Genomic DNA, 1,072 nt, shown 5'->3' with positions numbered 1-1,072 from the left:
GGGTACGCGGCGGGCGGGTCGCCGGGGCGCGGGGAGTTCGCGGGAGCTTCGTCGGACACGGGCATCACGCCTGGAAGACGTGCCGCCGGATGGCGGCGGCGTTGGAGAAGATCCGGATGCCGAGGACGACCACGACGCCCGTGGAGAGCTGCGCGCCGACACCCAGCTTGTCGCCGAGGAAGACGATCAGGGCGGCCACGACGACGTTCGACAGGAACGACACCACGAAGACCTTGTCGTCGAAGATCCCGTCGAGCATGGCCCGCAGCGCCCCGAAGACCGCGTCGAGCGCGGCGACGACGGCGATGGGCAGGTACGGCTCCAGGCCCGCCGGCACCACGGGCTGGACCACCAGGCCCATGACGATGCCCGCGACGAGGCCCAGTACGGCGATCACGAGGGGTTGTTCTCCTTCGGTTCTGCGTGGCGTAGGGACAGGCCGGTGGCGGCCGGCAGCCGGAGGTCGTCGCGTGTGGAGATCCCGGCCCTGATGCCGTAGTTGTCCTGGAGCACTTCCAGGTAGCGGCCGTCTGCGTTCTCCCGGAACCGCTCCAGGAGGCGTTCGCCGTCACCGATGGCCAGCACCGTGTACGGCGGTGCCAGCGGGCGGTTGTCGACGAGGATGGCGTCGCCGGCGGCGCGGATCGCGGACAGCGCGGTGAGGCGGCGGCCGTTGACGGAGACGGCCTCGGCGCCGGCGAGCCAGAGGCCGTTGACGATGCGCTGGAGGTCGCGGTCGCGTACGCGGCCGTCGTCGGCGAAGCTCGTGGAGCTGCGCGGGCCGCCGGTCGCGCCGGTGCCCGCGTCGGCGGCGTCGTCGACCACGAGGCGTACGCCGGGGCCCTCGGCCTCGGCGGCCCCGGCCAGCAGCGCCAGCAGGGCGGCCTCGTCGCTCCCGCTCTCCTCCAGCACCTCGCGCTGCCGGTCGGCGACTTCGCCGTGCAGCTTCTCGATCGTGCGGTCGAGGTCGTCCGCCGCGGCGGTACGGTCCTCGACCCGCTCGATCAGCTCCTCGCGCTCGCGGGCGAGGTCCGGCGCCTCGATGCGCGCCTCGGCGGCACCGACGGTGAGC

Annotated in this window: 2 protein-coding genes; both read right to left on the bottom strand. The window is 73.4% G+C overall.

What is annotated here, in order from left to right; translation table 11 throughout:
* Nucleotides 1–64: 64 nt before the first annotated feature.
* The gene (locus tag H5J30_RS35240; RefSeq protein ID WP_027744874.1) at nt 65–397 is read right to left on the bottom strand and encodes a small basic family protein; all 333 of its coding nucleotides are present in this window, start codon (nt 395–397) and stop codon (nt 65–67) included.
* A partial coding sequence (locus H5J30_RS35235; protein ID WP_181791860.1) for a DUF881 domain-containing protein occupies nt 394–1,072 on the bottom strand: 679 nt, incomplete at its 5' end. The genes H5J30_RS35240 and H5J30_RS35235, both read right to left, overlap by 4 nt.

Origin of the sequence: Streptomyces phytophilus (assembly GCF_013870535.1) — a bacterium.
GTDB lineage: Bacteria > Actinomycetota > Actinomycetes > Streptomycetales > Streptomycetaceae > Streptomyces > Streptomyces phytophilus.
This window is presented reverse-complemented; position numbering and strand designations above follow the sequence as displayed.